The sequence below is a fragment of the Candidatus Magnetominusculus xianensis genome (genome assembly GCA_001541255.1).
GTDB lineage: Bacteria > Nitrospirota > Thermodesulfovibrionia > Thermodesulfovibrionales > Magnetobacteriaceae > Magnetominusculus > Magnetominusculus xianensis.
In genome coordinates this window covers 16,921-39,848 of sequence record LNQR01000030.1, presented here as the reverse complement: position 1 = coordinate 39,848, position 22,928 = coordinate 16,921, and the positions used below count along the sequence as shown (strand labels likewise).

Below are 22,928 nucleotides of genomic sequence, written 5' to 3'. Positions count from 1 at the left end.
TATATATTCCATCTGCGCGAAAAATATTTCGTTCTCCCTCTCTATTCTCCCTTTCCTCCCTCCCTTTCTTACTTCACCGAGAATTGCTGTGTTGCCACTAAAATAGTATACAATATCTGGATAGAGAACTGAAAAATGGAGGGGGCATGAGATTTATATCTGTTTTGTTTATTGTAGTGTCATTTTTGTTTTCATGCAGCTATGCCAGTGATTTTGTCAATCCTTTTGGTCTGGACAAGGAAAATCCTCTTGGCAGTATTAAAAAGCTCGACGAGCAGATTCGGCTCTTGCTTGCCGTAGAAAGAATAGAGACAGAAAAAAATGTCTATAAATATAAAGCAAAAAACACAGACGATACAATAACAATAGACCTCGACGACAACAACAAGATACTAAGGGTATCTGTGCATACTGTAGGGCAATCGTCGCAGGTTAAGAGTTTCTTTACGGCGTACTGGAGAAAGGTCAACGGCTCTGACGCTGTCCCACGCCAAATACCCGGCAGCAAGTCTCCCGATGGCGGCAGCTTCGACAGGGCAGACCTATTGACCGATGCAGCCTCAGGGGCTTGGTATATCTATCAGAATTCGCAGGAGCTTGAAATATCACTGAAAGGACACGAGAGACTGCCGCGCGGCTAACCGCAGCCCTGATGCAAATTAGGTGCAAATTCGGGGGATTGAATATACCCGCTGCGTTATAATACAATATTACTATGATGAAAACTGTCATATTAGTGTTGGTCTTACTTATCGCACTTCCACTGTTGCCGCTATTGCTGCCCATAGCATTGGTTTACGTCTTAGCGGCTGTGAACATGAGCAAGGGCTACAGCAAGATGTTTTGCGGCGGCGTCCGGCCATCAACTAAAGATGTGATAATAGAGGCCATGGAGTCCAAGGGAATCCCTGTCCCCACATGGCTCAAGACCAAACAGAAGTCCTGCTAAACTAGTACAGGTTGTAGGGGGTCACTCTTTTGCCTGTTTTAGTTTCGGGCGTTTATTTGCCTGAAGGATTTTTTTCCTTATGCGAATAGAGCCAGGCGTAACCTCAACAAGTTCGTCTTCTTTAATAAACTCAAGTGCCAGGTCAAGGTTCATCGGGCGCGGTGGGACAAGCAGCAGTGCGTCGTCTGCCCCTGATGCCCTCATGTTGGTCAGCTTCTTTTCCTTGATTATATTTACGTCGATGTCGTTTTCTCTTGAGTTTTCCCCGACTACCATACCTTCGTAGACCTGTGTGTTTTCAGGGGTGAACATTGTGCCGCGCGGCTGAAGGTGAAATATGGCATATGCAGTAGCCCTGCCCGCCCTGTCTGCAATCAGCGCGCCGGTCTGGCGTCTTGTCAGATTACCCTGCCACGGCTCATAGCCGTCAAACAGGTGGTTTAGCAGCCCTGTCCCCCGCGTGTCGGTTAAAAACTGTGACCGGAACCCTATCAGCCCCCTTGATGGTATCCTGAACTCCAGCCTCACACGGCCAAATCCATTGTTGTGCATTTTCGTCATACGGCCTTTTCTCATCCCTATCTGTTTTGTAATTACCCCGACATAGTCTTCGGGGATGTCTATAACAAGCACTTCCATAGGTTCGTGGAGTACACCGTTTATTTCCTTTGTAATCGTAGTGGGCATTGCAACAGAAAGCTCATAGCCCTCGCGGCGCATCATCTCTATCAGGATTGCAAGCTGCAACTCACCTCTGCCCATTACCTCAAAGCTGTCCATCAATGAAAAATCAACCTTTATAGATACATTATACAGGAGTTCCTTCTGAAGCCTTTCGCGCAGTTGCCGCGATGTTACAAATTTCCCTTCCTTACCAGCAAACGGGGATGTGTTTACAGAAAATACCATAGAAATAGTCGGCTCATCGACTTTTATACGCGGCAGCGCACGCGGGTTTTCGTAGTTAGACACCGTGTCGCCTATGTTAATGCCCTCAATACCCGACAAGGCTATGATGTCCCCGGAGCAGCTCTCCTTTGCCTCTGTACGGCCAAGCCCTTCAAACGTAAACATCGAGGTTACTTTTGTCTTTGACAGCTCATTGTTATCAAGTAAGACTGTGACCATATCACCTACACGCACAGTGCCGGAGAATATCCTGCCGATTGCGAGGCGCCCGACGTAGTCGTTGTAGTCAATGTTTGTGACAAGCAACTGCAGGATTTCATCCCTCTTGTCATCCGGCGGGGAGATTCTTTTTAATATGGCCTCAAACAGGGGCTTAAGGTCATCGGACTTGTCCTCCGGCTTTATGGCAGCAGTTCCTGCCTTAGCGTTTGTGTAGATAACGGGGAAGTCCAGTTGTTCTTCCACTGCGTCAAGGTCTATGAATAAATCGTATACCTCGTTGACGACGGCCTGGATTCTGGCGTCCGGGCGGTCGATTTTATTTATCACCACAATCTGCGGCAGTTCAAGCTCAAGCGCCTTCTTTAGCACAAAGCGTGTCTGAGGAAGCGGCCCCTCAGAGGCGTCAACTAACAGCAGCACACCATCAACCATCTTAAGCGTCCTCTCGACCTCGCCGCCAAAGTCGGCATGTCCCGGCGTATCAACTATATTTATCTTGACGCCCTCATAAAAGACGGCCGTATTTTTAGCCATTATAGTTATCCCGCGCTCTCTTTCGAGGTCGATACTGTCCATGGCACGTTCCTGAATCTTTTCATTCGAGCGAAATATGCCAGACTGTCTGAACATGGCGTCTACTAAGGTCGTCTTCCCGTGGTCAACATGGGCAATTATTGCAATATTTCTTAAATCTTGTCTCTTCATTTTTCTCCTATAAATAATTAGATTAAGCCTGACAGGTATATTAAACTAACCGCACACTAAGTAGCAAACTGTTTTTCTGACGACAGCCGGGTAGTATCTCAGTTTGAATTATTGGATTAAAACCTTAGCCACTGTCCGAATTTCATTCTGGGGCTATTTCAGCAACATCAGATGGTATGGTGAAATGTCCTCTGATTTCTTTATGCAGTTGACTATGGCGTTAATCATATTAACAGGAAGTTTGCATATTATCTCAACTTTACCTTCAAAGTGCCCTTTTAAAAAGGTCTTTGAATTCAATTCATATAATTCGTGAAACTGCACATATGTCTTTTGGTGGAAAGAGTTGTTTTTGAGCACAAAAATGTTTTTGTCGCTATGACACCCTTCTTTTTCTATACCATATTTAGGTTTTGAGGTCGTCTTACAACACAAATAGGGCTTGTCAGCATCAACATCGTTTAATATAATAATCAGTTTATTCCCGTACTCACCATCCTTAAATTGAAAATCACGATGGAAAAGAACAGTCCCTCTATCCACTAAATACCTTTTTCATTTCTTCTCTGTCAGATATTCGCTCTAATGCCTCTTCCACAGATATTGAACCAGCCGTATTGTCAAGAGAAAGCAAATAATCTATTTTTTCATATAATCCTTTGTTTTCTACGGTCTTATCCCAGGGCAAATTAGGTAGATGAGATGCTTCTACTATATCCTCAGTGTTTGCGTCTTTAAACATGAAAGCTACATTTTTAAGTATTCGCAATTCTCTTTTAGTAAAAAATATATCATTGAAATGCTTTTTAGGCTTTATTATCTTATTTTTCTCAGTAGTTTGAATCGCTATGCTTGCCTTCAAGTCTGGCTTAAACTCTGCTTTATCTATTTCATCATACAGCGCTGCAGGTACTGGTCCGAATTTCCAGGCATAATAATCCATCCCTGTTACCGACCTGCCAGTTTCCTTGAAATGTAGAAAATCAAGATAATACAATAACTTACATAGCTTTGTAATACCACATGGCTTTGTATTATTCGAAAAATATATAATGGCGTTAATTGTTTTCTCTCTGTTATGGTCTATTAACATGCCATCACCCTCTCTTTCTCATTATAACACAAAATTGCTGCCTTAAATTCAAACTGAGACAGTAACCGACAGCCGCGAAAAGTTGAAAACATACCGCCGATTATGTTAGATTTGTATTTACTTATGGAGGAATGTCAGGACAATGAAAATAACCCTCATCAGCCCGTACCCCGATATAACCACCTTCGGGTTAAGGACTATATCGGCGTATCTTAAAAAACACGGGTTTCAGACACAGCTTTTATTTCTGCCAGACCCGCACGGCGACAACATCGTCTTTGGCAAGGACAGATATGAGCCTTATACCATGGACGAGATGGTTGAGATATGCAGAGACTCTGATTTAATCGGCATAACACTGATGACAAATCACTATGACTGCGCCGTTCAGATTACAAAGAAAATAAAATCTGCTTTAAATACCCCTGTGATATGGGGCGGCATACACCCCACTATCAGGCCGGAAGAGTGTCTTGAGTTCGCCGACATGGTCTGCATTGGCGATGGCGAGGAGGCGATGCTTGACGTTGCAAACGCTGTTGAAGAAGGTAGGGACTGCACTAGTTGCGGCAGCATATGGGTTAAATCCAACGGCACAATTAGTAAAAACCCCGTCAGGGCGCTTGACGGCAGCCTTGACGACTATCCCATGCCGGACTACTCATTTTCTGACCACTATGCCATGTCAGACGGGCGTATTTTGCCTTTGACATATGACCTCACAAAGAAATTCCTCGAGCGCGGGACAGTATCAGCCTATCTGAAGAAAATTGGCTATCAGACAATGACCGGCAGGGGCTGTCCACATAAATGCACCTACTGCATCAACGACACTATTAAGAACCTTTACAGCGGCAAGGGATACCTCAGATGGAGAACCACTGCTCATGTTATCGATGAACTTATGTGGGTGAAGGAACATATGCCCTATGTCGGCTTTATCTGGATATCAGACGATGCGTTTTTTGCCCGGGGGCTGAAAAATATCGAGGAATTTTGTAAGGAATACAAAGAGAAGATTGCCCTTCCATTTTCGTGTCTGGCAAGCCCGCTGACGTTGACAGAGGAGAAGTTGGATATCCTTGTCGATGCAGGGCTGCTATACCTTCAAATGGGGGTTGAGAGCGCCAGCAAGAGGATTCAGGACCTCTTTAACCGCTCTACGATGTCAAACGACAGGATGATGAAGGCAATACAGATAATCAATAAGTACAAGGACAAGATGTACCCGCCCAGTTATGATTTCATCCTCGACGTGCCCTATGAGACAGACGAAGATAAAATCGAAAGCCTGAGATTCATATCAGAGATTCCAAAACCATTTCGCTTGCAGCCATTTTCCTTAGTCCTCTATCCAGAGACAAAGCTCTACAACATGGCCAAGGACGACGGCCTTATCGCAGATGACAAAAGGGACATTTACGCAAAGTCCTACACGATGAGAGAGCCTAGCTACTTAAATCTCCTGATGACGCTCTCCAAAGGCGGCAGGCTGCCTAGTGCCATGTTAAAACTCCTCACAGCTCCCGGTGTTGTCGATGTCCTAAACAGCAAGGCGTTAAAACCAATGTTTAAAAATGTCTATCTCGGTCTGCAAAAGGCCTACCGGCTGACAAAGGGTCTTGGGGGCAGACAATAAGAATCCTGCTCATTCAATCCTACCTCGGCGGCAGCGAATGTCTAGTCTTCCCGCTCGGGCTGGCCTGCCTTAAGGCACAGCTTACAGCCCATGACGTTAAGGTCATTGACCTCAATATCTGCCGCTTACCATTTGACAAGCTAAGAGAAACCATTCAAGACTTTTCTCCCGAAATCATAGGGATTTCTATCAGGAATATTGATTCAACCAATAAACGCCAGGTGGTGTTTTATTATAAATATCTCAAAGACACGCTGGATGTGATTAAGGCTGTATCCGGGGCAGTAATAGTGGCAGGCGGTTCAGGGTTTTCGATGTTTGCTGCCGAGATAATGAAAGACGAACCAAGAATTGACTTCGGTGTATTTCTCGAAGGTGAGGTAACACTCCCCCTGCTTATCGAAAACATATCAACCCCTGAGAAGGCTGCATCTGTCTATTATCGAAAAGACGGAGAACTTATATTTACGGGCAAGGGAGCGTCCACTGATGTAAATCTCTTAAATGCCCCGCTTCGGGCAGGAATGAATGTTGGCGGCTATAAGAAGGCAAGGGACGCCATCGGGGTGGAGACTAAGCGGGGATGCAGCCTAACCTGTATATATTGTGTTTATGGTTTTTTAAACGGCAAGTCCCTGAGATTAAGACGCCCCGCAGTTGTAGCCGATGAGATTGAAGCACTCGCCTCAGAAAACGGCGTAACAGAATTTACCTTTGTCGATTCCATGTTCAACGTACCCAAAAGACATGCCGAGGAGATATGTACGGAGTTGATTCGCCGCAATATTAAGGGGCTGTCCTGGTCGGCATGGTTTAGTGAAAAGAATCTGGATAAGGAGTTTATCGAACTTATTAAACGTGCCGGTTGTAAGACCGTGATACTGTCGCCTGATGGTTTTTCAGACGCAGTACTTGAAAAACTTGGCAAACACATAACTAAAGGCGATATACTCCGGACACATGACCTGCTCAGGGCCGAAGGTGGTCTTGAGGTAAGCTATAATTTTTTCAAAAACCCGCCAGGACAGTCTGTTAAGACATTTTTAGAGTTGATGGCCTTTTTTGCGGTGGCTAAAGCGCAGATGGGCAGCAGAGTACACTTCGAGTTTAACTCAATGAGAATAGAACCCCACACTGGGCTATACAGTACAGCCCTGGCCGAGGGCATCATTACCGAAGCTGATGACCTGCTCTATCCAAAATACTACACCAACCCGAAGACGCCCTATATCGAGACAATATTTAACGCCCTCCTGAGACTGAAAGAGCTGAGGCGCTGACACTGTATGGAAAGACAATCTATAGCCGCCGTAGTGGTAACGTACAACAGAAAGGAACTCCTGCTTGAGTGCCTTGAGGCCCTGAAGTGTCAGACCACTGCCCTAGACGCCATATATTTAATAGACAATGCCTCAACCGATGAAACGCCCAGGCTGCTTGCAGAGGCAGGATTCATTGATGCCCCTCCGGCTGACGGCCTGAGAGAACCCCTTGAGCTTCACAAAAAAATAAGCACCGGGGACGCCGCCATAGACATATACTACGTAAGAATGCACAGGAACACCGGAGGCGCTGGGGGATTTCACGAGGGTGTTCGGCGCGCCTATGAGCGGGGGGTTCACTGGCTCTGGCTGATGGACGACGACGTGGAGCCGCTTAAAAATGCCCTTGAGGTAATGATGTCATTTACGTTTGCCGGGCGGGTAGTGCTTCCGAACAAGAAATTCGCTGACGGCACAGTCCTTAGTGACGACAGTTATTTCTCACTGAGTATGGGGAAGATGATGCCGGTCAGGAATGGGACATTTGCCCGAAACAGCAGGTTTTCGTTTAAAAACTATGCCACATTTGAGGGTATGCTGGTAAGCCGTACAATTGTGGAGCAGATAGGGTATCCTGACAGGAGATTTTTTTATATTGGCGATGATTTTGTCTACGGCCTGATGGCCTCTTTATATACGAACATAGTGTTTGTTAAGGAAGGCTTGTTTTACAAAAAGCTGAAAAGGCAGGACCCGAAGACCCTCATGGGCAGAGAGAGCGTAAGGCTCAAGGACATGGAGATATACTACAGGGTGAGGAACATGTTTCTGATATTTGAGTATATGAAAAAGATTGGCACGTTCACGCCCCTTGCCTATATCTCATTATTTATGAACGTAATTAAGTCCGCCCTGGGCATTGTAGTGTACGACAGAAGCCCCCGAAGGCTCTATCTGTTGTTCAAGGGTCTTAAGGACGGTGTATTTAAAAAGTTCACAAAATGGTAACCAAGGAAAGTATTGTCAGGGATTTGTTCAGGCTTGTCGTCTGGTACCCGCTGCGATGGACGATTGAGGCACTGCCGTTAACATCAGGCTTGACGGTATTAAATAAAATGGGCGAGCTGCATTTTGCACTGTCACGGGGAAAGACACAGGCGCTTGAGGAAAATCTCTCACGGTTTATGTCAGTTGACAACACGCAGAAGGCGCTAATTATACAAGACTACATGAAGAACCACTACGTTGACCGGCTGATGATATTTCTGTTCCCGAAATTCAATAAGCGGCAGGTAGACAAGGTAATTGAATTTGAGGGGCTTTCGTATCTTGACGCCGCGCTGAAAAAGGGAAGAGGGGTGATATTAGTTCACGGGCACTTTGGGCCTGTCCACATACCGCTTGTTGCCCTTGCAAGGCTTGGCTACAAGATGAAGCAGATAGGGCTTCCATCAGATGACGGGTTGAGCTGGATAGGCAGACATGTCGCCTTCAGGCTGAGGCTCAGGTATGAGGCAAAGATTCCAGCCGAGATAGTCAACGCAGAGTCATTTCTGAGGCCGGTATTCCTGTGGCTTAAGGAGGGTGGAGTGGTGATGGTAACGGGAGACGGCAGCGGCACGCAAAGGCATGTGGGAAGACACGATGTATTCGATTTCTTAGGGCAGAAGGTAATGTTCCCGCTTGGGCCAGCCATACTGTCTGAAAAGACAGGGGCAGAGATACTGCCGTTATTTGTCACGCCGGGGCAGAGAAAACCGTATAAAATATTAATAGGCGCCCCGCTCACAAAAGCAGACGAACCACGTGACATACACGCAATAACCAAACGCTTCATAACAGAACTTGAGCGCAAAATAAAGACCTATCCTGCCTACATGCACTTTCTCGACAGATTCAAAGCAGGGGAATATGTGGTTAGTTAAAGTGTGTACTAATAAATATCAATAAATAAATCAGAATCCACATCATCAAAGACGAAGTTTCAATCAAAATAGAATCATTCTGATCACGAGGAAGGATGCTCATGGTACCCATTTGTCAGCAGCATAGTATCATTTATATTATGATTAAATAATTGTTTATCATGATGTGTTACATACTTATAACATTAATAGCCATAAAATAGCGCAGATATCCATTATATTGAAAACAATAACATCATATTAATGTACTTTACATCGCTATTATTGTTACCTATTCGTAATATTTGATAGTATTAACATCTTACTAAACTAATAAATTATTGAGAGTGTTGACATATAGATATACACTTGACCACTCTTGTCCAAAATAGCTTTTAAAGTTGAGTCCTGATTTGGTATAACATTTCTGGTCAAAGAAACCCAAAGGAGGACTCAACATGAATGTATTTTGTAGCATATTCAGTCAGATATTGCAATTGTTTCCGCGTATTGAGTTTTACAGGGAGGTCAGGAAGCACAAAGCAGAAAAGAGTGCAAAAGGGTTCACATGCTGGGGACAGTTTGTGAGTATGCTTTTCTGTCAGCTTGGTAGGGCGCACTCGTTAAGAGAGATAGTCAATGGATTACGTAGTTGTGAGGGCAAGTTGAAGCACTTGGGCATAGACCCTCCGAAGCGTGCTACCCTGTCGTATGCCATCGGCCATGGGAATTGTACAGGGATGTTTTTTTCAATCTCTATAATCGTTGTAAGGTTGGAGTAACCGGCAGGACAAGGAAGTTTCGATTCAAGAACAGATTGGTAAGCATAGATTCCTCGGTCATCGATCTGTGCCTGAGCCTGTATGATTGGGCGAAGTATCGCCGGACGAAAGGCGCAGTAAAGCTGCATCTGGTGCTTGACCATGATGGGTATTTACCTTCCTATGCCGTGATTACAAACGGTAAGGTTTCTGATGTGGAGGTAGCAAGGACAATTCAGTTTGAACCAGGCACAATAGTGGTTGATGACAGGGGATACAACGATTATTCCTTATTTGGAAAGTGGACGGCACAGGGAGTATATTTCGTCACAAGAATGAAAGACAATGCCTTATACGAGGTCGTACAGAAGCGCACAGTTCCACAAAACCGAAATATTGTCAGCGATGAGGTCATCAGTCTGACAGGGATAGGTGCGCAAGAAAGGTGTCCATGTCTGTTACGTCGTGTGGAAGTATATGATCCCGAAACAGATAGAACCTTTGTTTTTTTGACGAATCACATGAAGCTTGGGGCATCGACAGTAAGTGCTGTGTATAAGGACAGGTGGCAGATTGAGTTGTTTTTCAAGGCGCTAAAGCAGAACCTTAAGATTAAAACATTTGTAGGAACCAGCGCCAATGCAGTAAAGATACAGATATGGACTGCGTTGATCGTAATGCTTATACTGAAGTATCTTCAACTAAAGTCCCAGTACGGCTGGTCGTTATCCAACCTTGTGGCACTTTTAAGAATGAACCTCTTTACACATCGTAATCTGTGGGCATGGCTCGATAGTCCATTTGAGACCTTGCCTGTACAATATAATCCTCACCAGTTGACCCTTAACTTTGTCTGATTTGGACAGCATAAAAGGTAAACCTGAAATGGAACTGCTCATAAACCTGTCAAAAACAGATTGTTTTATAAGGGGTGCCCCCCTGAGCCTCATTTATTTTGGACAGCAGTGCCATCGGATACAAAAAGCGTAGTGTGACTCCCTATTAAGCCCCGAGACCCCGCCAATGGCGGCACAGTGCATTCTAAATAAATAAATCTGTCCCTTTTTTGAAATCCTTGACAAAATCATCGGTTAGATATATACTATGACAGCTACTTTTGTGGATAAGCCAGTACAATAAATACAACTAAAAAGGAGGTAACAGGGAATGGATTTAGCTGGAAAAAATGTAGTAATAACGGGCGGTGGCAGAGGTATGGGCAGGAAGTTTGCTGTGGATATGAAAAACGCAGGGGCTAACCCCTTTGTCGTGGACGTGATACAGGAGAATCTGGACGCCCTGAAAGCTGAAACCGGCATAGACGGTAAGATTCTTGACGTTACAAAAGAATCAGAAGTAGAGGCATTCTTCAACTCCTATTCCGCAGACCATGGCGCAGCAGACATATTAATCAACAACGCAGGAATAACCGCAGATGCACTTTTCATCAGAAAAAAGGGCGATGATATAACTAAGTTTCCAATGTCAAACTGGGAAAAAGTTATAAACGTCAACCTCACCGGCGTATTTCTCTGCGCACGTGAGGCGGCCTATCACATGGTAAAAAGCGACAAAAAGGGCGTAATCGTAAATATTTCTTCGATTAGCCGCGCGGGAAACCTCGGTCAGACCAACTACTCAGCAACAAAGTCAGCCGTAGATTCCATGACCGTCACATGGGGCAAGGAACTCTCAAGGTATGGCATAAGAGTAGGAGCAATAGCCCCAGGCTATATCAACACCGAGATGGTGGCAAAGATTCGTCAGGATGTCCTTGACAAGATTATACAGCAAATCCCCGCAGGCAGACTTGGAGAGATGGAAGAAATCTCTAAGGCCGTTAAGTTCATCGTTGAAAACGATTTCTTCACAGGCAGGGTAATAGAAGTTGATGGTGGTATGAGAATATAAGCTGTGTGACATAACGATTGCTAAAAAATCCGGCATTTAACGCTAAGTGCCGGATTTTCAACTGCAGCTGCTGATGAACTCAATTGAACTATATAAAGAACTGCCGAAGACTAACTGTGGCGCCTGCGGTCATAAGACCTGCATGGCCTTAGCAATCGCTGTTGTTAAGGGAAGTGCAACCCTTGAGGCGTGCCCACATCTGGACAAAAACACACTTGATAAATTGTCCTCAAACGTAACAAAACTCGATGTTACAGAGACCATGTTCAACAAGCTTAAAGAGGAAACCGCCAAACTTGACCTTAAAAAGGCCGCATCAGCAGTCGGTGCAGTAGTCACAGACTCTGGAATAGTAATAAGATGCCTCGGCAAGGACTATACAGTAAGATACGACGGCAGTGTTGACACAAGCGGCAGTGTCAGCCTTTGGATAAAAATCCTTCTTCTGATATACATAAAGACAAGTGATGCAAGTGAGATGACAAACGACTGGGTCTCATTTGACCGCCTCAGAATGGGAATAGTGAAAATCGGGGCATTTAAGAAAGAATGTGAACAACCGCTTACAGAAATGTTTGTAAAAGATTACAGGGCGTCCACAGCCGCGATTAAATCCATCGGAGCCGTTGAAATAGAAGGACAGCCGTCAAGTGTGGCATGGAAACTCTATCTCCTGCCAAAAATCCCTATCCTGATCCTGTACTGGCAAGGCGACGATGAGTTCCAGTCTGAGATAAAGGTGCTGTTTGACAGTACCGCTGAGAGATTCCTGGACATAGAATCACTGGTATTCCTGCTAAGGGAACTAACCATAACACTTGGCGAAATTTCAGCTTGAAATAATTTGTCCGCTCACAACAATCGGGAAATTTTTTGTAAAAATATAGTATAATTGGAAGACAATCTCTCAGCGTCTGAGACGCATAAACTTTGAGGAAGGAGGGCGTGATGGCAAGACAAGTGTTTGGCTCGTTTGAAGACTTAATCGAACTTGCAAGTAAATTCGTAGACCAGCAAAACGGCAAGTGGGACCACACCGCGTGGCTGGAGTTTTTGTCCAACATTCAAAAGAAGGGGTTTTACCTGTCAAACGACATGCAGTCTTATCTCGGTTCAATGCTCGAGTCCATGAAGAAGCTATATACAACAATATCGAGTACAGCCGAACTACAAAGCACTCTGCTGGGCATATCGGAAAATACGATTACTTTCATCAAGAAGACACAGGGCACATGGGACCACACAGGATGGGAGAGCTTTATCAAAGACTTGCAAAAGCGTGGGCTGTCACTGACAGAAGAGGCTACGACATACCTGGGCGGCGTACTTGAGGCTGCCAAGGAACTCTATACCTTTCCCATAAAAGGTTCTGGAGACGGCGATAAATAAATCTGAGCGTCGGCTTAACCACGCACACCGCCACTGGGGAGACCATGGAAGATATCAGATACAAAGAGTACACAAAGGAAGAGAGCAGGATATACGACAGTGCTATGGAAAAACTGAACAAATCGATAGCGCAGGGTCTTAACTTCAATGACGCTGTCTCGCGCCTTGACATAGCTGACGAGGAGTTGAAGCGTTTCATAACTGATGATTTTCTAAAGATTTTTATAGCACAACTGCACTATGAAAAAGGGCTTCCTCTGAAGGATGTGGCAAGCGCTATGAGCATACCATATGAGCGCGTAATGGAGGCTCATAAGGCAATGCTGCAAGACGTACAGATAACATCGATAGCCGAATACCACAAGGGCCTCTCAAAGGGGCAGGCCTAGCGCTGACGGCACATGCTTGATGTTGATTATATAATAAGCGGCGATTATGTGTTGACAATGGTTGACGGGATGCCGCCTTTAAGAGGCGCTGCCATTGCGGTCAGAAATGGAAAGATTGTGGACATAGGCGACAGTAAAACAATCGCTTACACATATAACCCGAGGAAAAACATTGGCGGCAGCGGCAAGGCAGTACTTCCTGGTCTCATAAACACCCACACCCACGCAGCAATGGTATATTTTCGGGGCATTGCCGATGACCTGCCGCTTAGGGAATGGCTGGAAGTGCATATATGGCCAGCCGAGGGGAAGTGGTTAAGCGATGAGTTCGTAGGTGACGCCACAGAACTGGCCTGTTGTGAAATGCTCAAAGCGGGCATTACCACATATAATGATATGTACTTTTTTGGTGACAGCACTGCCAGTGTCACAAAGAAAATGGGCATGAGGGCAGTCCTCGGTGCCGGGGTGCTGGACTTCCCAACGGCGGCAGCCAGTAATGCCACTGAGTACATAGAACATGCAGAGAGGTTCATAAAGGATTGGCTTGGCGATGACTTAATTACCCCATCAATAGCGCCCCATGCCCCCTATACATGCAGCCCTCAGACCTATATGAAGGCAAAGCAAGTGGCACAGCGCTATGGGGTTCCGCTGCATACTCATCTGTCTGAGACACAGTTTGAAGTGGATGAGGCAAAAAAGAAATACGGTAAATCCCCAGTTGAACTGCTTGATGATATCGGCTTTTTAGACGAAACTGTAATCGCTGCCCACTGCGTATGGGTTAGCGGCAAAGAAATCGAGATACTTGCAAAGAGGAACACCGGTGTAGCGCACTGCATAGAGAGCAATCTGAAGCTGGCCTCAGGCATAGCCCCAGTGGTTGCAATGCTGAAACAGGGAGTGGCGGTTGCGCTGGGGACGGACGGCGCGGCAAGCAACAATGACCTCGATGTGTTTTCAGAAATGGCTATAGCGGCCCGCATTCACAAGGCGGTAAGCGGTGACCCAACGGCGCTAAATGCCATCACAGCCCTCACAATGGCAACCTCAACCGGCGCAAAGGTTCTTGGCATGGGAGATAAGACCGGAACGCTTGAGGCAGGAAAATCTGCCGACATAATCATAGTAGATTTGAACAAGCCCCATCTGACACCATTTTACGACATCTATTCACTCATAGTGTATTCAATGAAGTCATTGGACGTGGAGTCAGTGATGGTAAACGGCAAGCTGTTAGTTGACGGCGGTAAGTGCCTATTCATGGACGAACAAGAAATCATGGATAAGGCCGTGTGGTGGAAAAACAAGGTAGACAGCAAAAGGTGACAGGCTACTTAAGGCCTGTAACAAAATAACCATGACATTTACTTTCATCCTTCGACAGGCTCAGAATGATTCCTGATGATCAAGCTAAAATGCAGGCATAGACGCAAGTTCCTTTCCAATTTTGGCCCTTGCCCACTCTAACTAAAGACAGAGGTTCTCAGTGGCTCATGGTGGATAATTTGGTTCGTTTTATCTATTGTTACCGAGACCCAGCAGAAACAACTACTTGACAATATTCACAATTGTGGTTACAATAGAATATGATATTTGAGTGGTCAGAACAAAAGCGGCAAAGTGTTCTGAAAGCACGGAATCTCGATTTTATTGATGCACGGTATTTGTTCGATGGAAGGCGTTTGTGTACTGTTCCATCGCCAAGAGGCACAGAGCAAAGGTGGCTTAGTATAGGAGACATAAACGGTAAACTAATTGCCGTGGTGTGGACATGGCGTGACGATGCCATTCGTATTATCACAATGAGGAGGGCAAGAGATGAAGAAAAAAGAAGATATCAAGCGCTACACGGCTGAAGAACTTGCCGCCATGTGTAAACGTGGAGAGAGCCAAACTGACTGGGCAAAGGTTGATGCCATGACAGAGGAGGAGTTGGAGGCCTCAATTTCAGCCGATGATGATGATGTTCATGAAAAGGTGGACTGGACGCAAGCAACTATAGGGTTGCCATCCCGGAAGAAGCATATCAACATTCGTGTAGATGCTGATGTGCTTGAGTGGTTCCGCAGCCAAGGCAGGGGATACCAAACATATATGAACAGCGTGTTACGCGCCTTTGTAGCATCGAAGGCGCAAAGCGGTCAGAACCACACCAAAAAGGGTTGAAACAGGACGGTTTCCCTTAGCCTGTCGAAGGATGACAGCAAGTGTCGTGGTTACAGGCCTTTGTATGTAACTTAGTATCAGGCATTCTGAGCTTGTCGAAGAATGATAAGGTTATTTTATTATGGGACCTTAGATTCTACAGGATATTGCGCCTTTTCCCATTCATTCCATCCGCCTTTAAGCGCATAGACCTTTGTGTAACCCATCTGTAAGAGTATTTGTGCCAAACTGGCACTTGTGTGTTCTTCGTGTCAGGTGCAGTAGAGGACTATCTCTTTGTCTTTAGGGTATTTTTGCGACCACTGCCCAATCTGCAAAGGGTTTTCGCGAACACTTCCTTTGATCTTCATCTTGCTGCCGTCGTATGACCCCATTGATCGCACGTCAATGACAACCAGCTCAGGGGAACCGAGCTTTGCCTTCAGCTCATCTATCGTTATACGCGGCACATCAGAGGCGTTGAGCGTGCCTTGAATCATCGCGATACATAATATAATCACAACTAAGCTTCTTTTCATACAAGTCTCCATAAGGCAACTCTCCATAAGGCATTACCTGTGTCAGGTTATTATTGAGATATCCTGTACTTGCTGCGAACCTCTGCTATCTTGCCACAGGTCATAGCACCCTCGGCACATAGACCGCTGACACAGCCAGGGCCAGCTAAAGAAAAAATAGTCGGGGATACTGCCTGTACAAGTTCAAGCATCTTGTCTGCTGCGGCATGGATTTCCCACTGCGCGCGGTTACAGCAGCGCTGCCTGAAAAAATGCATCAATTCGCGCGCGTTCATTGTTACAATTATCTTGGTCTCACTTGCGTTTGGCAACACAAATCTGGCGTCCTGATTGGCAGACTCACCCTCGTAGCCAAGTTCGTTCAATCTTTCTGATATGAGGGCATAGGCAGAGTGCGCCTCTTTCATAAAATCGCTGAATATCTTTTTGATGGCCTTGTCTGAGGCGATTGATGGTGGGACTATGTAGTCAAAGGTGTCGTCTTCGCCCGCCCGCTGAACAGGCACATAGCGCTGGGACTGCTGGCTGTAGGAGGCCAGCCTGTGGCGCACCAACTGGTGTGAACATGCACGCGATATGCCCTCAATAGCAAATGTAAACGAAGAGTGTTCGATTGGGCTTAGATGTCCCATGTCCATAAGCTTTTGTATAAAGCCCCTTTGGTCTTTTTTCGTTATCTTTTTCTTCAACCCTTCTACATCTGAAGGGCTGTAGCAGAGCTTGGCGGCCATAGCTACTAATTCCTCTGGCTCAGGGGTATATCTCAGCAGCATTACCTTTAGTCTTGTCTCACCCATTGTGATTGTCCTATTGAAAGCTTTCTTTGGTGGAAGGGAAAATCCCTGTTTCCACTTCTTCCTTATATTGCTTAAGGGCGTTTAGTGTCTCGGTTTTTAAGCCAGCGTATTTCTTAACAAATTTTGGAACAAACCGCTCAAAAAGCCCCAGTACGTCATGAAGCACGAGGATTTGCCCATCGCAGTCAGCCCCTGCCCCAATACCTATTGTGGCAATGGACAACGAGGCAGTTATCTGAGCAGCCAGGGCGCTTGGCATTGCCTCAAGGACAATGCTGAAGGCCCCTGCGTCCTCAAGTTTTTTTGCATCCTCGATTAAGATTTTTCCCGCCTCCTCTGTCCGGCCTTGTACCTTATAGCCGCCCATTCTGTATATAGCCTGCGGGGTAAGCCCTATATGTGCCATTACAGGTATCTCGGCGCGCACTATCGCCTTGACTTGTGGGATAATTTCGCTGCCGCCTTCTATCTTCACCGCCTGGGCGCCGGATTCCTTTATAAATCTTGCCGCGTTTCTCACCGCGTCCTCAACAGAAACCTGATATGACATAAAAGGCATATCCCCTATTACCATGGACTTCTCTACGGCACGTGACACAAGCCTTGTGTGATAGAGCATCTCATCCATTGTCACAGGCAGTGTGTTATCAAGCCCCTGCACTACCATTGCAAGGGAATCGCCGACTAAAATGCCGTCAAATCCCGCCTCATCCACTATGCGCCCAAACGTATAGTCATATGCCGTTATCAGTGTGAGCTTCTGGCCCTTTTGTTTTTTATCCCTGAAATGTTGTATCGTGGCCCGCGCCATCTTCTATAGCAACCCCGCCCTTTGTAAAATCTCCGGTACCTTGTCCTCCATGCCAATTGCCATGATATGCACGCCGTCACAGATGTTCTCTTCCTTGAGCTGCTTAATATGGCGTGCCGTGATGCTTAATCCCGTGTCCAGGGCCTTTTCCTTGCCTGCTGCCTTAAGTTCGGCTATCAGTTCCGGCGGGACTTTTATGCCTGGGACATTGTTATTCAAAAAGTTCGCCATACCGACGCTTTTTAAGACAACAAGGCCGGCCATAATCTTAGCACCCGTCTTTTTGGCAAATGTCATAAAGCTCTTAAACTTCTCTATGTCGTAGATGGCCTGTGTCTGAAAGAAATTAGCGCCTGCACGTACCTTCTTCTCGAACTTCATAAGCTGCGGCTCAAGGGGATTTGCCTCCGGGGTTACAACTGCACCCTGGAAAAAACTCGTCGTGCCCTTTAAGTCATTTCCGTGCATGTCCTTACCCTTGTTCAACGAATCGACGAGCTGAAGGAGCTGGACGGATTCAATGTCATAGACGGACTTCGCCCCCTTCTGGTCTCCTGCTGTGACGTGGTCGCCGGTCATGCAGAGGACATTGTGTATGCCCAGCACTGATGCTCCAAGCAGGTCTGACTGTAGAGCTATGCGGTTTCTGTCGCGGCAGGTCATCTGAAGAATCGGCTCAAGCCCCTGTTCCATTGCTATTTTACATACGGCAAGCGAACATATCCTCATCACGGCAGACTGGTTGTCTGTAACGTTCACCGCGTCTATCTTGCCTTTGAGGATGTGCATGTCGTGAATCATAGTTGCTATATCGGTACCCTTTGGCGGGCCGACTTCGGCAGTAACGACAAATTTGCCTGATTCGATGGCTTCTTTAAAACTCATTTTAGCTTCTCCTTTTTTCGCATATCTCACCGTCAGTGCCCTGCAGCTGTGCTGCGTCCGGCTGACTAGGCCTTCAGGAAAATGCTTATTATTTGTGTACTGTCCTCATGATTTCAGCGTTATCACTTTCTTACGGTATTATATCATATCCATCGTGGATTTTTAACTATCCTATATAAATAAACATATAGTTTGGTCTCGTTATTGAAATTTGAGCAACCATGTGTTGGCATTAAGCTATGAATAACCTACTGAATACTTATGTAAATATGATATTCAAGCCAAAACACGCTCAAGTGCTGGTGTCTATCGGTGTATTATCTTTCACAGTCTATGTGGTTTCCAGCAAGAAGGTCAAAAAGTATCCCTACTTCGTCACCAATGCCCTCCACACTTATAAAAATACAACACAAGCCAGTCTTATGCCAGTCAGCCGTATATTGTTACACAGTTTATACCATGAGCATGTACTATTAATCTTCAAGCAAAATCATGCTTTTTCAACAGACCGTCATGACTCTAAGGCTCGAAACACTTCAACCAGCAAACCCTTTCCTATATATAAATTACGGATTCTGTCTACCATCTCCTTTTGTGAAGTCTTATTTAAGGCTTGAACAATTGCAGCAATATCCTCTTTTGGATAAGTAGGAAATGTTCCAGCGTTAAGCATTTTTATATATATCTCTCCTACTTTTTCTGGTGTATTTTCAACATGACTTAAAAGATATTCAACGAATAATCCATCATTATTTTCTTCTATTGAAGAAATTGTGTCATCAAGCCAATTTTTAATATCATCATCAATCGTATCCACAAGACAAAGCCAATTCCCTAATTTTGATGCTATAATGCTGTACTGTTCTCTGTCGATTAGATGGTCATTTACCTTAAGCATAGGGCTAATAATATTAATAATCATCTTCCATAATGGTTTGACTTTAGTTCGAATCTTTTCATTAATTTTATCTCTGAATTGCCACACAAAAGAGACCATTTCAGACAATTGTTTAGTGTTGCCTGCGATAACCATCTTCTTGATTAAACTATTCTTATCTGTCGTGCTTTCCCAGTCTGCAAGATATCCTAGTACAATGTGTTGAACCACTTTATCAGCTGCAAATTTATCAGCAAACTCAAAATTGAGAGCCTTATTATAGTGACCATGTTCTTTATGGAGTTTATAAAAAACATCATCAATAGTCGAGTTCATAACTATATATCCAGTAAAGGCAGATTCCCATTGTTCATCATTATTTAGATCAAATATTTTATTGAAATAATCAGTTGTCCATTTTTTATCAATGAAGTACAAATATGATATATACCAACCTGCAACAAACGAAAATTCGATACTTCTGTCCTTCGTTCCATCAAGTCGATCTGTAAATTCTTTTTTCATTGATTCATTCCAGCGATTTATTTTACTTTTGCTATATAGTTTTGTAAAATGGAATGAATAATTAATAGCAGCTATAAAGACTTTTTCCATAGATGAATTTATTACTTTAGTTACAAAATAATTCACTGTTTTAATATCAGATGTCTTTATATCAGACTTCACTTTATCTATAAAAACAAGCAGAATCCTTTCAACAATAGGTAAAAGCTCAGGTGTGAATGCTGGTCTGTCATTTTTTACTCCTTCAGTGATTAAATCCGCAGTTGTGTTTGTAATCCAGAGGTTATAGTTGTACTCATTGCCTTCAGATTTCGAAGTCCAAAAATCAGCACTGCCAAGTATGGCCTCAATAAAGCTGAGAATTTTATCCCATTTGAATTCCTTATTATTTTTCCATGCTTCCTCAAATCCTCTGAGAATTTCATATTGATATTTTCGTGGTATTTTCAACAAAGGCTCTAAATCATGGGAATAACTAACGGGATCGTTTGAAACAAATTTTCTTATGGAAGAAGCGAGATTTATCCTAGTAAAATCCAGTCTAAATTCAGAATCTTTATCATCCGAATATTCATTTATATATTTTACACGTTCAACGCTGGTCATATTCTTAAAGTCTTCCTCATCAATTGGACTTGTTTCTTCAATAACCCCAACACCTGATGACCAGAAGTGGAATCATGGGTGGTCATAAGATGCATCATTTATAGCATGGTATTCATCATACTTTTTCTTTACATCAGGATTTGCACTATCAAGCGACAATAACCATTCTTTCTTATAATATGCTTCATACGATGCTCTTTTTTCATGGTTTTCCTTAATTTCATCCGGCACGTAAAGTTCCATTGAATCTATCCAGCCTAAAAGCAAGTTAATCTGTTGTTGGCTGAAGTCTTTGCAACGAGATTTCAAAAGCTCATAAAGTTCATGCATTGTTAGAGGACTAAGAGGGTTTCCTTCTATATTCCAAAGAAGATGAGAGAGGTTTTTATAGTGATGCCTGATAGTGTGATAGGCTAACCTTTTCATGATGTCATGCTTACTTTTGAGCATATCATTAACAATAGCTTCAATTTCTTTTGGTTGTGAACTTTCCAGCATATCCCTAATAAAATGAACAAGCTGACATTCATATTTATCAGGAAATCTCGTTTGTGGGTGATCTTCTATAGTAGGTATCCATATAAAACTGAATCTACCATTATACTTGGTTAATATTTCCTTTACTTTTTCAAGACCAACCCGTACTGCATCAACAGGACAGAGAGATGCAATCCCACTTTTGTTTTTGTCAATAGTTTGTTTAAGATAATATATATCCATACCAGAAATACACCTTCGATCACCGCTAATGTCCAGCTCTCGGTATAGAAAAATTACTTTAAGCAATTCTATTATGAGATCAATATTTTTTTCATGTATCAGCTTCGGTAGAAATAACTCACAAATAACACGATCCATCAATGAAGTAGCAAAATTGGAGTAGATAGCATCTTTAATAAAATCTATGTGATTTTTATTGATATAACTTATTGGAATATGTGAAATAATTTCTAATATTTTCGAGTCGGTCTTATAATTATCAATTCTTTTTCCATCAACGCGGTACGATATAATTCCATTAACGATTTCAATCAATATTTCTGTAACTTCTTCTAATGGATTCTCTTCATTTCTTAAGGACATATTCTTCAGCGCATCAAGTATGTTCCATGAAGGTACAGTGTAGTATCCCTTTTTGTTATGTACCTCTTGTGGTTTAGGGTTATTATTTGGGTTAAAGTATCCTGCCCCCTTTAAGGGTATAAGCCATTTAATAGGTTTGCGATCAACTGCAAGTATTTTGAAGAAATAATCCTCCAAACTTTTGTCATTTTTTATTTTCTGAAGAGTTCGCATGATTTTAGTCTTGCTCTTGGTTTGCATTACAGCATCTAGTTGCTCAAATGATTTAGGTAAAAAATCTGTAATTTGGTTTATCTCCTTATTCCAATGCTTTATTACATCTTCAAGCTGCCTGTAACCTTTCTTATCAATCGCATATGCACAAATGTTAATGCGTAGATCACTGTAATAAGATTGCATGTATTTGAGTATATTTTCCTGTCCTGTGTATAACGGGTAAAGCATGAAATGCCTCGGAGGAGATTTAATCTTATTATTTTTATCTTTCCTAAGAAGAAAATCTAATATCTCAAACTCACCTAATCCGTATCCTATAAACAATACAGTATATTCACGAAAGATACGCTGAAGAAAGGTGCCAAAATCAGAATCATTATACCGCTCCATATATGAGGCTACAGTGAATATTAATGAGTCTGTTTCACGGATTGAACCATGTATATGATAGAGATTTGTTTGATCTATTTTATTATACTTAAAGTTTTGTCTTTGATATAAGATATTTGGAGTGTTAAAAAGCCTATCAAAATGTGTATCTGCGTTTGTAGTGATAAACAATCCTCTCAGCTTATATATATCATCATATATATTTGGTATGGCTATATCTTCATCTTCTTTTAAAGAATTTTTCATAATATCATAAAAAATATCTATTTTATTACTACCATTCATAATATGATAACAAATTGATATTGTTTTCTTATGATCCTGTATTTTAGAAAGTTCTTCACTTTCTTTAAAGTTAATAAATCCTTTATCATAACACTTCTTGACCAAACTATTTGCAAGCTGATCCCATCGCTCACAACCAACTATACTAGATACTCCAGCACCAATAAAAACCGCTAACGTCCCATTATTGACAGATTCCTTGATTTCTTTAGGGACATTCGGTTTGAATAAAATCTCATCAGACACCAACACCTCTAAATAATTATCTTTCGTAAGAATACCACAAATCATCTCATTTATGCAAGACAATATCTAATAATTTATCTTGATTTGTAAATATATAATCCTAAAAAAAAGCAGTATAGTTCGATAAACTGAGAAATAACAAGGGTTTTGCAGGAAAAAGCACTCACCTAAAAGTAGGTAAAAAGTACTGCTCTGCAGATGCTAAAAACCTTTGTAAAACAAGGCTATAAGCCAGTCTTAGCTGTTTTCAACTGCCGTTTTTAGGATAATTGTCTTTTAACGATTTTCACATAATTCTTTAAGATGATTATGTTGCTGATTATTTGCAAGAATGACAAATCATGTACTGAAGTTGAAATGCAGTATTCGCCATTAATAACATGG

At 43.3% G+C, this 22,928-nt stretch carries 24 protein-coding genes; 15 read left to right on the top strand and 9 right to left on the bottom strand.

The features are described 5' to 3' along the window. Nucleotides 1–146 precede the first annotated feature (146 nt). Together ASN18_RS04135 and ASN18_RS17055 are read left to right on the top strand one after the other, a co-directional pair. Nucleotides 147–641, top strand: a complete 495-nt coding sequence (locus ASN18_RS04135; protein WP_085051348.1) for a hypothetical protein — start codon at nt 147–149, stop codon at nt 639–641. 74 nt (nt 642–715) lie between these two features. Beyond that, complete coding sequence (locus tag ASN18_RS17055; protein ID WP_157072821.1) at nt 716–949, top strand: hypothetical protein; 234 nt, start codon at nt 716–718, stop codon at nt 947–949. Nucleotides 950–970: 21 nt separating this feature from the next. On the opposite strand, the gene typA is transcribed toward ASN18_RS17055, so the two are convergent. The 3 genes from typA to ASN18_RS04120 form a co-directional block, all read right to left on the bottom strand. Next, a complete protein-coding gene (gene typA, locus ASN18_RS04130) occupies nt 971–2,785 on the bottom strand; it encodes a translational GTPase TypA (protein WP_085051347.1) in 1,815 nt (604 codons plus the stop codon). A gap of 153 nt (nt 2,786–2,938) precedes the next feature. Next, on the bottom strand, nt 2,939–3,328 hold the full coding sequence (locus tag ASN18_RS04125; RefSeq protein ID WP_085051346.1) for a hypothetical protein: 390 nt from the start codon (nt 3,326–3,328) through the stop codon (nt 2,939–2,941). Then, nucleotides 3,321–3,878, bottom strand: a complete 558-nt coding sequence (locus tag ASN18_RS04120) for a Panacea domain-containing protein (protein WP_085051345.1) — start codon at nt 3,876–3,878, stop codon at nt 3,321–3,323. Before ASN18_RS04120 ends, ASN18_RS04125 begins: the two co-directional genes overlap by 8 nt. 142 nt (nt 3,879–4,020) lie before the next feature. Between ASN18_RS04120 and ASN18_RS04115 the strand changes: the two genes are divergently transcribed. From ASN18_RS04115 to ASN18_RS04055, 13 genes are all read left to right on the top strand, one after another. Further along, nucleotides 4,021–5,517 carry a B12-binding domain-containing radical SAM protein gene (locus ASN18_RS04115; RefSeq protein WP_085051344.1) on the top strand — a complete coding sequence of 499 codons (1,497 nt, stop codon included), beginning with the start codon at nt 4,021–4,023 and terminating at the stop codon, nt 5,515–5,517. Then, nucleotides 5,514–6,797, top strand: a complete 1,284-nt coding sequence (locus ASN18_RS04110; RefSeq protein WP_306688594.1) for a B12-binding domain-containing radical SAM protein — start codon at nt 5,514–5,516, stop codon at nt 6,795–6,797. Before ASN18_RS04115 ends, ASN18_RS04110 begins: the two co-directional genes overlap by 4 nt. A 6-nt stretch (nt 6,798–6,803) precedes the next feature. Further along, entirely contained in the window at nt 6,804–7,787 is a 984-nt protein-coding gene (locus tag ASN18_RS04105) for a glycosyltransferase (protein ID WP_085051342.1), read from the top strand. Continuing rightward, nucleotides 7,781–8,704 (top strand): lysophospholipid acyltransferase family protein, encoded by a 924-nt coding sequence (locus ASN18_RS04100; protein ID WP_085051341.1) that lies wholly within the window; start codon nt 7,781–7,783, stop codon nt 8,702–8,704. The genes ASN18_RS04105 and ASN18_RS04100 overlap by 7 nt, the downstream gene beginning before the upstream one ends. A 437-nt stretch (nt 8,705–9,141) precedes the next feature. Next, nucleotides 9,142–9,465, top strand: coding sequence for a DUF4372 domain-containing protein (locus ASN18_RS17910; RefSeq protein ID WP_085051340.1), 324 nt, complete (start codon nt 9,142–9,144; stop codon nt 9,463–9,465). Next, entirely contained in the window at nt 9,414–10,301 is an 888-nt protein-coding gene (locus ASN18_RS04090) for an IS4 family transposase (protein WP_085051339.1), read from the top strand. Before ASN18_RS17910 ends, ASN18_RS04090 begins: the two co-directional genes overlap by 52 nt. A 310-nt stretch (nt 10,302–10,611) precedes the next feature. Further along, nucleotides 10,612–11,355 (top strand): SDR family oxidoreductase, encoded by a 744-nt coding sequence (locus ASN18_RS04085; RefSeq protein ID WP_085051338.1) that lies wholly within the window; start codon nt 10,612–10,614, stop codon nt 11,353–11,355. Nucleotides 11,356–11,428: 73 nt separating this feature from the next. Beyond that, a complete protein-coding gene (locus tag ASN18_RS04080) occupies nt 11,429–12,193 on the top strand; it encodes a DUF3786 domain-containing protein (RefSeq protein ID WP_157072819.1) in 765 nt (254 codons plus the stop codon). A gap of 110 nt (nt 12,194–12,303) precedes the next feature. Next, the gene (locus ASN18_RS04075) at nt 12,304–12,744 is read left to right on the top strand and encodes a hypothetical protein (protein ID WP_085051336.1); all 441 of its coding nucleotides are present in this window, start codon (nt 12,304–12,306) and stop codon (nt 12,742–12,744) included. 44 nt (nt 12,745–12,788) lie between these two features. Next, a complete protein-coding gene (locus ASN18_RS04070; protein ID WP_085051335.1) occupies nt 12,789–13,133 on the top strand; it encodes a hypothetical protein in 345 nt (114 codons plus the stop codon). A gap of 12 nt (nt 13,134–13,145) precedes the next feature. Then, entirely contained in the window at nt 13,146–14,465 is a 1,320-nt protein-coding gene (locus ASN18_RS04065; RefSeq protein WP_085051334.1) for an amidohydrolase, read from the top strand. Nucleotides 14,466–14,725: 260 nt separating this feature from the next. After that, complete coding sequence (locus tag ASN18_RS04060) at nt 14,726–14,995, top strand: BrnT family toxin (RefSeq protein ID WP_236861496.1); 270 nt, start codon at nt 14,726–14,728, stop codon at nt 14,993–14,995. After that, nucleotides 14,958–15,305 (top strand): BrnA antitoxin family protein, encoded by a 348-nt coding sequence (locus ASN18_RS04055; RefSeq protein ID WP_085051333.1) that lies wholly within the window; start codon nt 14,958–14,960, stop codon nt 15,303–15,305. Before ASN18_RS04060 ends, ASN18_RS04055 begins: the two co-directional genes overlap by 38 nt. A gap of 119 nt (nt 15,306–15,424) precedes the next feature. Here ASN18_RS04055 and ASN18_RS04045 read toward each other — a convergent pair whose 3' ends face one another. The 6 genes from ASN18_RS04045 to ASN18_RS04020 all read right to left on the bottom strand — a co-directional run bounded on the left by ASN18_RS04045 (nt 15,425) and on the right by ASN18_RS04020 (nt 22,544). Beyond that, complete coding sequence (locus ASN18_RS04045; RefSeq protein WP_306688593.1) at nt 15,425–15,823, bottom strand: rhodanese-related (seleno)protein; 399 nt, start codon at nt 15,821–15,823, stop codon at nt 15,425–15,427. Nucleotides 15,824–15,873: 50 nt separating this feature from the next. Beyond that, nucleotides 15,874–16,620: an FAD-dependent thymidylate synthase gene (gene thyX, locus ASN18_RS04040; RefSeq protein ID WP_085051330.1), complete on the bottom strand. Its 747-nt coding sequence runs from the start codon at nt 16,618–16,620 to the stop codon at nt 15,874–15,876. A 10-nt stretch (nt 16,621–16,630) separates the two neighbouring features. Beyond that, nucleotides 16,631–17,431, bottom strand: a complete 801-nt coding sequence (panB, locus tag ASN18_RS04035) for a 3-methyl-2-oxobutanoate hydroxymethyltransferase (protein WP_085051329.1) — start codon at nt 17,429–17,431, stop codon at nt 16,631–16,633. A gap of 3 nt (nt 17,432–17,434) precedes the next feature. After that, nucleotides 17,435–18,316, bottom strand: a complete 882-nt coding sequence (locus tag ASN18_RS04030; RefSeq protein WP_085051328.1) for a methylenetetrahydrofolate reductase — start codon at nt 18,314–18,316, stop codon at nt 17,435–17,437. 511 nt (nt 18,317–18,827) lie between these two features. Then, nucleotides 18,828–20,324, bottom strand: coding sequence for a hypothetical protein (locus tag ASN18_RS04025; RefSeq protein ID WP_085051327.1), 1,497 nt, complete (start codon nt 20,322–20,324; stop codon nt 18,828–18,830). 72 nt (nt 20,325–20,396) lie between these two features. Continuing rightward, a complete protein-coding gene (locus ASN18_RS04020; RefSeq protein ID WP_236861495.1) occupies nt 20,397–22,544 on the bottom strand; it encodes an SIR2 family protein in 2,148 nt (715 codons plus the stop codon). Nucleotides 22,545–22,928 lie beyond the last annotated feature (384 nt).

Excerpts from the sequence above, each read along its gene's own strand:
- ASN18_RS04135 (WP_085051348.1), top strand. The coding sequence starts at position 147 with ATGAGATTTATATCTGTTTTGTTTATTGTAGTGTCATTTTTGTTTTCA.
- ASN18_RS17055 (WP_157072821.1), top strand. The coding sequence starts at position 716 with ATGATGAAAACTGTCATATTAGTGTTGGTCTTACTTATCGCACTTCCA.
- typA (WP_085051347.1), bottom strand. The coding sequence starts at position 2,785 with ATGAAGAGACAAGATTTAAGAAATATTGCAATAATTGCCCATGTTGAC.
- ASN18_RS04120 (WP_085051345.1), bottom strand. The coding sequence starts at position 3,878 with ATGTTAATAGACCATAACAGAGAGAAAACAATTAACGCCATTATATAT.
- ASN18_RS04115 (WP_085051344.1), top strand. The coding sequence starts at position 4,021 with ATGAAAATAACCCTCATCAGCCCGTACCCCGATATAACCACCTTCGGG.
- ASN18_RS04105 (WP_085051342.1), top strand. The coding sequence starts at position 6,804 with ATGGAAAGACAATCTATAGCCGCCGTAGTGGTAACGTACAACAGAAAG.
- ASN18_RS04100 (WP_085051341.1), top strand. The coding sequence starts at position 7,781 with ATGGTAACCAAGGAAAGTATTGTCAGGGATTTGTTCAGGCTTGTCGTC.
- ASN18_RS17910 (WP_085051340.1), top strand. The coding sequence starts at position 9,142 with ATGAATGTATTTTGTAGCATATTCAGTCAGATATTGCAATTGTTTCCG.
- ASN18_RS04085 (WP_085051338.1), top strand. The coding sequence starts at position 10,612 with ATGGATTTAGCTGGAAAAAATGTAGTAATAACGGGCGGTGGCAGAGGT.
- ASN18_RS04080 (WP_157072819.1), top strand. The coding sequence starts at position 11,429 with ATGAACTCAATTGAACTATATAAAGAACTGCCGAAGACTAACTGTGGC.
- ASN18_RS04075 (WP_085051336.1), top strand. The coding sequence starts at position 12,304 with ATGGCAAGACAAGTGTTTGGCTCGTTTGAAGACTTAATCGAACTTGCA.
- ASN18_RS04070 (WP_085051335.1), top strand. The coding sequence starts at position 12,789 with ATGGAAGATATCAGATACAAAGAGTACACAAAGGAAGAGAGCAGGATA.
- ASN18_RS04065 (WP_085051334.1), top strand. The coding sequence starts at position 13,146 with ATGCTTGATGTTGATTATATAATAAGCGGCGATTATGTGTTGACAATG.
- ASN18_RS04060 (WP_236861496.1), top strand. The coding sequence starts at position 14,726 with ATGATATTTGAGTGGTCAGAACAAAAGCGGCAAAGTGTTCTGAAAGCA.
- ASN18_RS04055 (WP_085051333.1), top strand. The coding sequence starts at position 14,958 with ATGAAGAAAAAAGAAGATATCAAGCGCTACACGGCTGAAGAACTTGCC.
- thyX (WP_085051330.1), bottom strand. The coding sequence starts at position 16,620 with ATGGGTGAGACAAGACTAAAGGTAATGCTGCTGAGATATACCCCTGAG.
- panB (WP_085051329.1), bottom strand. The coding sequence starts at position 17,431 with ATGGCGCGGGCCACGATACAACATTTCAGGGATAAAAAACAAAAGGGC.
- ASN18_RS04030 (WP_085051328.1), bottom strand. The coding sequence starts at position 18,316 with ATGAGTTTTAAAGAAGCCATCGAATCAGGCAAATTTGTCGTTACTGCC.
- ASN18_RS04025 (WP_085051327.1), bottom strand. The coding sequence starts at position 20,324 with ATGACCAGCGTTGAACGTGTAAAATATATAAATGAATATTCGGATGAT.